General features: G+C 56.8%; 2 protein-coding genes. Both read right to left on the bottom strand.

What is annotated here, in order from left to right; all coding sequences use genetic code 11:
- The coding region (locus HMPREF2710_RS06855; protein WP_070600281.1) for a peptidase at window positions 1–1,673 on the bottom strand (1,673 nt) is incomplete at its 3' end.
- 321 nt (window positions 1,674–1,994) lie between these two features.
- A complete protein-coding gene (locus HMPREF2710_RS06850) occupies window positions 1,995–4,037 on the bottom strand; it encodes an S-layer homology domain-containing protein (RefSeq protein ID WP_070600279.1) in 2,043 nt (680 codons plus the stop codon).
- Between the last annotated feature and the right edge of the window lie 275 nt (window positions 4,038–4,312).

The following is a 4,312-nucleotide window of genomic DNA, read 5'->3' as shown; positions in this document are numbered from 1 at the left end:
TCAACCTTCGGGGAACCCGCCAGGCGGTACAACACCACCGTCAGATCACGGCGCGTCAAATTCTCAGAAGAATAGGACTCTGACTTAGGAAGCTGCTGAGCCTTGTACCACCTTTTCGCAGCCTCACGCTCCTCAAACGCATTCACCACCAAACCAAGGTCAGTAGAAACAACCTGCTGCACAGAATCCGCGGCACCACCCTGACCGGGAAGAACCTTCTCCACCACCAGCTTGTAACCGCCCTGATAATTCAGCGCCTCACCGGGAACAGTGAGCGTCGCCTCCGTGTAACCGCTCTGGATGCGGTCAGCCGCAATATCCTGCTCCAGCGCCTTCTGGCCGGTCAGATTGCCAGAAGCATCCGTAGCCTGCAGCGAGAAGCGGTAATGGCCCTCAGCGAGGTTCGGCAGGTTCACGGCACGCACCTGCAACGTGTTCTTCTCCCAATAGGGGCTCACTTGCGGTGAATCAGAACGATATTGGTCCATCTGCTGCGGCTCAACACGCAGAACCGGGGCGGCATCCTTCACCTCGGTGTTCGAGTTGGGCGAGCGCACCGGAATAAACGGGGCAATATCCGTCAAAAGGCTACCGGGTACCTTCTCCTCATCCGGATTCGGGAAGAGGCCGCTGTAGACACCAATCATGTACGACTTGCCCGGTCGCAGAGTACCCGCAGGAATTGTTACATCCGCAGAGAAATAGTTGTTCAGAAAACTCCAACAATAGTATTCACCGCAATCCGTATAACGAACTTTATGGGTGAAAACAGGCTTGCCCACCATCTTTCCCGTTGCAGGGTCAACCTCATACAGCATCAGATACGCCGGGGCACTCCCCGGCTCAACAAGCTGCTTAGAGAGAATATGGTAGCCCTCAATCTTCAGCTGCGTATCAACCCAGGGGTTATCGACCGCCGGCATGCTGTACACGTAAGTAGTATGATCCGGCTCAGGGTCCTGAGTCAGGCTGAGCGGAGTGCGGGCAGTAAGACGGGGGTCCTCATACTCCTCGGCGTTCGGCTCGCGCTCGCCCGCCGGGTAGTAGGTCAACACCACGTCAAGGGCAGGCGAAGGGGCGGCCGGGATGGTCTGCTTCTTGACCTCAAAGGTGAAGGTGAGGCTCCCGTCCGGGTTGTCGCGGACAATACCGTCATCTCGAAGATGATCAACCTTGCCGCGGTACAGAGGATATTGGGTTGCCTCGCCGGTACGGGACCACTCGTAACCGGTACCACGGTTTACGAGGCCGAACTGGAAGAGCTTGTACTTCTTACGGAACTCGGGGGTCAACGGGGAGGTCGTCACGGACACCGTGCCACCCTGAGAAATATTTAGAGTGCCGGTGGTGACCTTCAAATCAATCTTGTCGGCATCGCTAATACCGGTTGCGGCATCCGCCTCAGCGGCGCCGGGGACGGTAGCTACGGGGGTTGCCTGCAACGATGCGGCAGGGGAGACGGGGCTCGCCGGATCCGCTTGAGCAGGCTCCACCTGTGCGGGTTTCGTCTGTGCCGCATCAGCATGCGCAGCAGGGGTGACCGCCAGCGCCGGGGTCATGCCCAGCAACAGGGAGAGGCTGATTGCCTTTTTACTCTGGGCATTTTGAATGCGGATTTTCTGGGCAGGCGTCTTAGCGCCCTGAACTGTGGTTGGTCGGAAGAAAGAAGACACGGTTATCCCATCTAATGTTCTGCACTGTGCTTTCTATACCGCGGCTTTACACGGTGGTTTTTGCAGGGTGGTTTTCTGCACAGTGGCATTCTGTACGGTGATTGAAGCGAGTGAGGGAAAACGTTGAGTGGAAGGGGAGAAATGAACGAAAAGTTGAGTAGAAAGGGGGGCGCACAGCGCGTCTTAGCGAAAGTGCTGGCGGGCTGAAAAGTCGGGCGAATCAGCCCGAAAATTTCAGCCCGCCATCACCGATTGTAAAGCAACACAGTATCAGGCTGCGTGGCCGCGGGAGGCGACTCTCAAATAACTACTTCAGGGTGACTACTTGAGGCGGCTGCCGCCGTGCGCCATACGGTACAGCATGACAGAGAACTCCGAAGAGGAAACAGTATCCGAACTAAAATCCTCAGCGTAGCGGCGATCATAATCCGTATAACCCCAGATGAACTGCTGAGTAGCCCACAGCGACTCCCGCCAGAATGCAGTATCCGTACGCTCATAATCGGACCAATGCGAACGCGAAACCCGGACCGGAGAATCACCCGGCAGGCTACTCTTCTTTGACGCCGAAGAAACAGGACGAGGTTTCGCCGCAGGAACCTTACCCTGCGCCCTCTGATACCTATACAGGAACGCCACCGCCGAAGAATCGTAAACCTTCGCATCCGGGTGGAAACTACCATCAATCCAACCGAACGTAATGCCCTTCTGGCGAGCCCAAATATATGCGGCGTAGTCCGGGTCGTTGGGCTGAACATCCGGATACGGGCTGGTCTCCGGAAGCTCAACCTTCGGCGAACCCGCCAACATATAGAGAGCCACCGTCAGATCACGGCGCGTCATATTCTCAGAATAATAGAGCTCTGACTTGGGAAGCTGCTGAGCCTTGTACCACCTCTTCGCAGCCTCCCGCTCCTCAAACGCGTTCACCACCAAATCAATGTCAGTAGAAACAACCTGCTGTACAGAATCCGCGGCACCACCCTGACCGGGAAGAACCTTCTCCACCACCAGCTTGTAACCGCCCTGATAATTCAGCGCCTCACCGGGAACAGTGAGCGTCGCCTCCGTGTAACCGCTCTGGATGCGGTCAGCCGCAATATCCTGCTCCAGCGCCTTCTGGCCGGTCAGATTGCCAGAATCATCCGTCGCTTGAACCGAGAAACGGTAATGGCCATCGGTAAGCTTCGAAAGATTCGAGACACGTGCGGTGAGAGTATTCATCTCCTGATACGGGTTGATGCGCTTATACGGAATGTACAAATCCGGACGCGCTACAGGCTGGTCAGGATTCGGCTGGTTATCGCTCGGCTGCCCCGACCGCACCGGAAGGAACTGCGCAACACTGGTCAGCAAGCTACCGCTGTACTCCTCCTCACCCGGGTGAGGCAGATTAGAACCGTAGATACCAATCATGTAGAGCCTGCCCGGCTTCAACGTACCCGCCGGAATCGTCATCTTCGTGCCGAAATAGTTATTGCGAAAACCCGTACAGTGATGCAAGCAGTTGCCCGTCAACGGAACAACATGGGAGAAAACAGGGCGTCCCATAATCTTTCCCGTAGCCGGGTCTGCCTCATACAGAGTGACGTACGCCTGGCTGTCGTATCCACCTACGATATTCGGGGGAAGAATATGGTAGCCCTCAACCGTCAGAGTCGTATCCTGCCACGGCTTATCAATCGCCGAAATGTTGTAGCGGTACGTCGGCTGCTCAGGCTCAGGGTCGCGCACCGTGGGCAAAGGAATTCGCGCCGTAAGACGATAATCTTCATACGGATAGTCGTGTGGGTCAGGCTTATCGGACGGGTAGTAAGTCAGCACCACATCGAAGAGGGTACCCTCAGGAACCATCATCCACTGCTTCGGAATATCAAGAGTGAACGTGACGCTCCCGTCAGGATTATCGTGTGCCTTACCCTCAGCACGGAGGCCGGCAACCTTGCTGCCGTACTGCGCCTCAGGAAGGGGATTGCCGTAATATGGCTCAAGGTAATTCTCACCGCGCTCCACAATGCCGAACTCATAGAACGTGTACTTCGCGCGGAACTCGGCACTCAGCGGCGCGGTGGTCACAGAGACAGTGCCGCCCTCAGAAATGTTGAGGGTACCCGAGGTGAGCTTCATGCCAACCGGGTTGTCAGGTTTCTTCTGCTCGTCTGCAGGGGAGGCGGGTGCAGCCTGTGCCGGTTGCGCCTGCTGCTCAGGTGCTGCCTGGGCCGGTGTTGCGAGCGCCGCCGGAGTAATACCGGCAAGCGGGCTCAAACCCAGCAGCAATGACAGGCTGAGCGCGCGGGCGCTCGCCGGGTGGCGCGGGGTATCAGAATGGTGCGAGGCACCTCGTGGTGTGAAGAATGAAGACATCGTTATCCCATCTACAAAAAACTGTACGGTGAATGAAGCGGGCGAGTAGATGAAGCAAGTGAAGAAGTTGAGCGGATAAAGCCTGAGAAGACCCCCAAAAAACAGGGGAGAAGAAGCCCCGTAAAGCCTGGTGCTGGGCAAAAGAACTCGCAGAAGGCAGGGAAGAAAAACCGGGGTGGCACCGGCGGGCTGAAAAGTCGAACTACGTCGAGCATTCCAGCCCACCGGTCACTCCTCACTACAACCGGGCGCTACTTGAGGTGGCTGCCGCCGTG

Origin of the sequence: Rothia sp. HMSC069D01 (assembly GCF_001810135.1) — a bacterium.
GTDB lineage: Bacteria > Actinomycetota > Actinomycetes > Actinomycetales > Micrococcaceae > Rothia.
This window is presented reverse-complemented; position numbering and strand designations above follow the sequence as displayed.